Here is a 4,929-nt window from a genome sequence, read left to right as displayed (position 1 = left end):
CCCGTACGTACAGCGCGGTGGACGGCGGGCACGCGGCGCGGGCGCGGACCGTGCGCGTCACCCGGTACTCGGGGGCCCGCGCCCCCGACCTGTCGCAGGCCGTCTCCTTCACGAGGCCGCGCCGCTCGGTGTAGACGCAATCCCCGGCGACGGTCAGCGGTCCGCCGCCCATGCCGGGGTCGCCCGGGTGCGGCGGCTGGAGGTTGCGCATGCAGGCGTAGCCCTCCGGAACGCTCCGCTCCTCCGAATTCCCCCTGTTCAGCGCGTTGATATGGAGGACGAAGTCCGTGGCGTCGGGGCAGCGCGGCCCGCTCGCGCGGGGGCCGTTGTACCGCCCGATGACGCGCGCCGTCGCCCGCTCGCTGGTGCACGCGACCTCCGTGAAGGACGTACGCCCGCCCGTGCTGCACTCGCCGCGGGCCAGGAAGAACGCCCCGTAGCCCGAGGGGCGCGGCGCGGAGGCGGAGCCGGCCTCCGCCCCGGAGCCTCCTGCCTTTTGCTGACAAGCCGTCAATAGCCCGGCGGCCAGCGGCAGCAGCAGCGCCAGCACCGCGTACGGCGGCGCGCGATGGCCCATGATGTCCCCCCATCCCCCGACATGTACGCAGCCAGCGTGGCCCGCCGGGCGGGCGCACGCCAGGCGTGCCGGGAGCTTTGCGCCCCGCGGGCGGGGCGCGGGAGGGCCGTGGCGTACGGTCCGTACGACCGGGTCAGTACCGCAGGCCGTGCCCGATCGGGTAGAGGACGCGGTCCGGATCGTCCGCGCGGGGCACGGACACCGGGAGCCTGCCGGACGGGCGGGTCCTCCCGGCGATGACGCGGGCGGCGGCCCGTACCTCCACATCGCTCCAGCCGAAGGCGGCCAGCGCCGCGCCGACGCCGCTCAGCCGCGCGATGTCATAGGGGTTGCGGATGGCGACCTGGACGACCGGCCGGCCCGTGGCGGCCAGCGCCGACACCAGCGCACGCTGGGACGACGCGGCCGTGACGTTGTACGTGGCCACGATCACCGCGTCCTTGTCGCGGGCCGCCGCGACCGCCGCGTCGATCCGCGCCCGGCTCGGGTCGGGCGCGGCGCCGGTGCCCGTGGACAGCGCGGTGGCCGTGAATCCGAGCTCGCGCAGGGCCTTGGCGAGGACGGCGGTGGGCGGGCCGCCGGTGCCGGACGGGGACTCCGGGTCGACGCCGACGACGAGAAGGGAATTCTGTCGTCTCCGGGAGAGTGGCAGCAGCTTGTCCTTGTTGACGAGCAGGGTGGTCGTGCGGTCCGCGATCCGGTCGGCTTCGGCCAGGTGGGAGCGGATGCCGACGGCGCGGTCCACGTCGTGGCGGCGGGCGTACGGGTCCTTGAACAGCCCCCTGCGCAGTTTGAGTTCCAGAACGCGACGAACGGAGGCGTCCAGTCGCGCCTCGCTGATCTCGCCCCCGCGCACGGCGGCGAGCACGGCGTTCCAGGCGACCTTGAGGTCCGGCGGGTTGAGCAGCTGGTCCACGCCCGCCTTGAGCGCGAGGACCGCCACCCGCGCGTCGCCGTACTTCTTCCGAACCCCCTCCATGGCGAGCGAGTCGGTGATCACGACGCCGTCGAAGCCGAGGCGCTCGCGCAGCAGGCCGGTGAGGAGGGGACGGGAGAGGGTCGCCGGGTCGCCGCTGGGGTCGAAGGCGGGGAAGACGATGTGCGCCGTCATGACCGAGTCGACGCCGGCGGCGATCGCGGCCTTGAACGGCGGCGCGTCCAGCCGTTCCCACTCGGCCTTCGAATGGGTGATGACGGGCAGGTCCACATGGCTGTCGGTGCCGGTGTCCCCGTGGCCCGGGAAGTGCTTGACCGTGGCGGCGACCCCGGCCGACCGGAAGCCCCGGACCTGCGCCGCGACCAGGCCCGCGACGGCCTGCGGGGAGCTGCCGAAGGACCGTACGCCGATGACCGGGTTGGCCGGGGCGACATTGACGTCGGCGTCCGGCGCGTAGTCCTGCCGGATGCCCATCGCGGCCAGCTCGGCCCCGGAGATCCGGGCGGCGTTACGGGCGTCCGTACGCGAGCCGTCCGCGCCGAGCGCCATGGCGCCGGGCAGCATAGTGGCCGGGGCCCCGATGCGGGCGACGGCGCCGTGCTCCTGGTCGGTGGAGATGAGCAGCGGGATGCGGGTGCGCTGGGCCAGGGCCGCCCGCTGGATGCCGTTGGAGAGGGCGGCGATCTGGCGCGGGTCGTGGGTGTTGTGCGCCCAGGCGAAGTAGATGATTCCGCCGACGTGGTACTTGGCGATCAGCTCGACGGCGTTGGAGACGCCGATCTCCTTGCGGTTGGCGGCGGCGTCGGCGGGCGCGGGGTCGGTCGCCGAGGCGCCGTAGATCCGCATGACGAAGAGCTGGCCGACCTTCTCCGGCAGGGTCATCCGCGAGAGGAGCGCGTCCACGCGGTCGCGTCTGATGCGTTGTGCTTCTCCTTTGGTGCTCTCGGCGGCTCGGGCCCCTTCGAGGCCCGGTGCGCCGAGGGCCAGGGCGGTGAGGGCGGTGGTCGCGGAGGCGGTGAGCAGCGCGCGGCGTGAGGTGGTGTGGTGCATATGTGCTCCTTCCGGAGGCCGAGTGGCGCGCGCCGTCGCCGTGGTGGGCCGCGGGCGTCGCCCTGGGTTTCCTCAAGTGGTCGGAGAAGGGCGGATCGTGGTGGAGCTGGTGCGTTGCGGTCACTTGTCGGCGAAACGGGGTTGCCACATGATCCGATCTTTGGGCACTTCGAAGACCGCCACCACCTGGAACGCCGCCAGGCACTCGGGCGGCGGCTTCGCGTGCGGGGGCACCCGCAGCGCCAGCGTGCGGCCGTAACGGACCAGCGACGCCGACGGCCAGTGATCGCAGCCCGTCGTCCGGGACCAGCCCACGAGAGCGGTCCGGGAGAAGTCCGTGTCCGTCGCCGCGGTGCGGATGTCCTGGCCGCGCCGGCCGAACCGGGCGGCGAAGGCGTCCAGGTCCGCCCGGTCGCGGAGGACGGCGTGCAGATCGGGGGCCGCGCCGGGGGCGCTCGCGAAGTAGGCGAGGCCAGTGTCGATGCGGCCCGCGGGCGAGCGGCCGTCGTCGCGGGAGGCCGTGGCTCCCGGGGGCGCGGGGGATGCGGGGGACGGCGGGGCTGTCGGAGCCCTCGGAGCCGCCGAGGAAGCTGAGGTCCCTGAGGGCGAACCGCCACCGGCGCTAGTGGAGGGGGGCGCGCCGGCGGCGGTGTGCTGCTGGCCGCAGGCGGCGGAGAGGGAGGTCAGCAACGCAGCCAGCAGCGAGGCCGACACCGCTCTGCGGAGACTCACCAACAGCACGCCCCTTGGACGAACGGCGTCGCGGCGCGGTTCCGCGCCGGGCGCATGAACCCGGAAACGTCGGCTGGAGCGGTAACCACCGTGGCGCATGGGCCCATCGTGCGCGCTGGGTCGGCGTCAGTCAGCGCCGCGCCGTGCCGCGTTACGCCGTTTGGGCAGTCGCATCGTCAGCAATTTGGCGCGCGGGGCCAGCCGCCGCACCAACGCGAACACCGACTCGGTACGCGACCGGTCGGCGTCCAGCACGGTGAAGAGGTTCACCCCGAGATAGAAGGCGATGGCGGCGTTCGCCAGCTCCCGCGGCGGCGTCAGCCGGGCCAGCGGCGTGCCGCCGATGACCCGCTCCAGGGTCTCCTCGACGAACACGAGCCACGGCTGCGCCCGCTCGCTGACCGGGCCGCGCAGCTCCGGTTTGGCCACGGCGGCGGCGACCAGCTCGCAGAAGACGGCGACATGGCCGCCTTCGAGATCGTCGCGGTAGATGCGGGTGGCGGCGTCGGCCAGCTCCTCGACGGTGCGGATCGGGGCGACGGTCGCGGAGTGCAGGGCCATCCGTTCGGCGGACGACCGGTCGAGGGCGGCGAGCAGCAGCTGGTCGACGCCGCCGAAGTGGTAGAAGACCAGCGCGGAATTGGCGCCGGCCGCCTTCGCGATCGTACGGGCGCTGGCGCCGGCGTAGCCGTGCGTCTTGAGCACGGCCGTCGCCGCCTCGATCAACCGGTCCTTCGTGTCCGTCGTCATGCGCCCCCGCCTCTCGCCGAGCCTTAATCATACGGTTCAACCGACTGATTAAACGTGCTGGTCAGCAGGGGCAGAGGCGTTACCGGGTGCTGTCAGGAGCCGCTTCGACCAGCCGTTGGAGGTGCTCCCGGCCCGCCCCGAGCAGCCCCTGAAGAGGCTCCGCTCCCGGGTACCAGCGCTTCTCGTACTCCCAGCACAGCCACCCGTCCCAGCCCTCGGCCCCGAGCAGGCCGACGACCTGGGCCAGCGGCAGCACCCCCGCGCCGAGCGCCAGCGGAGTGGTGTCCTCCGCAGAGGCGATGTCCTTGACCTGTACGTATCCGAGGTGCGGGGAGAGCGCGGGGAAGGTCGCCGTCGGGCTCTCCCCGGCCAGCCAGGGGTGCATGACGTCCCAGAGCGCGCCGACGTTCTTGTGGCCGACCGGGCCGAGCACCCGGGCGGCGTCCGCGCCGCGGGGGTGCGAGTCATGCGTCTCCAGGAGGATGTGCACGCCCCGGTCGGCGGCCTCCGGGGCGGCTGAGCCCAGCCGCCGGGCGGCCGTCGCGTCCGCCTCCTCCGGGGACTGCTCGTCCCCGCCGCCCGGGAAGACCCGCACATAGGAAGCGCCCAAGTCCGCCGCCAGCCGCGTCAGTTCGGACAGCTCCGCGAGGACGGGTTCGTCGTCGCCGGGGGCGGCGACCCGCGCGTACCCGGCGACGGTCAGGACCGACACGCCCGCCGCCGCGAACTCCTCGGCCACCGCCGCCCGTTCGGCCGCCCCGATGCCCGGGTGCACGGCCTCTTCGGGGTGGGCGCGCAGCTCGACGCCGTCGTAGCCGTGCTCGACGGCGAGCCGCAGCGTGTCGCGTACGGGCGTGCCCGGCACGCCGAGGGTGGAGAAGGC

At 73.9% G+C, this 4,929-nt stretch carries 5 protein-coding genes; all 5 read right to left on the bottom strand.

What is annotated here, in order from left to right:
- Positions 1–577, bottom strand: a 577-nt coding sequence (locus tag ACFU99_RS32970; RefSeq protein ID WP_384399033.1) for a hypothetical protein, incomplete at its 3' end; no start/stop codon positions are given.
- A gap of 133 nt (positions 578–710) precedes the next feature.
- Positions 711–2,564 carry a glycoside hydrolase family 3 protein gene (locus ACFU99_RS32965; RefSeq protein ID WP_384399031.1) on the bottom strand — a complete coding sequence of 618 codons (1,854 nt, stop codon included), beginning with the start codon at positions 2,562–2,564 and terminating at the stop codon, positions 711–713.
- Between the two features lie 120 nt (positions 2,565–2,684).
- Positions 2,685–3,296 (bottom strand): hypothetical protein, encoded by a 612-nt coding sequence (locus ACFU99_RS32960; RefSeq protein ID WP_384399029.1) that lies wholly within the window; start codon positions 3,294–3,296, stop codon positions 2,685–2,687.
- Positions 3,297–3,422: 126 nt separating this feature from the next.
- Complete coding sequence (locus ACFU99_RS32955) at positions 3,423–4,046, bottom strand: TetR/AcrR family transcriptional regulator (RefSeq protein ID WP_384399027.1); 624 nt, start codon at positions 4,044–4,046, stop codon at positions 3,423–3,425.
- A 79-nt stretch (positions 4,047–4,125) separates the two neighbouring features.
- Positions 4,126–4,929 (bottom strand): sugar phosphate isomerase/epimerase family protein (locus ACFU99_RS32950; RefSeq protein WP_384399025.1); only part of this gene is annotated, 804 nt, incomplete at its 5' end.

This window comes from Streptomyces sp. NPDC057654, assembly GCF_042800135.1.
Taxonomy (GTDB): domain Bacteria; phylum Actinomycetota; class Actinomycetes; order Streptomycetales; family Streptomycetaceae; genus Streptomyces.
Note: the sequence above shows the minus strand (reverse complement) of the source record. Positions and strands in the feature narration are given on the sequence as shown.

Bases quoted from the DNA above. Each gene is read 5' to 3' on its own strand.
- ACFU99_RS32965 (WP_384399031.1), bottom strand. From the start codon at position 2,564: ATGCACCACACCACCTCACGCCGCGCGCTGCTCACCGCCTCCGCGACC.
- ACFU99_RS32955 (WP_384399027.1), bottom strand. From the start codon at position 4,046: ATGACGACGGACACGAAGGACCGGTTGATCGAGGCGGCGACGGCCGTG.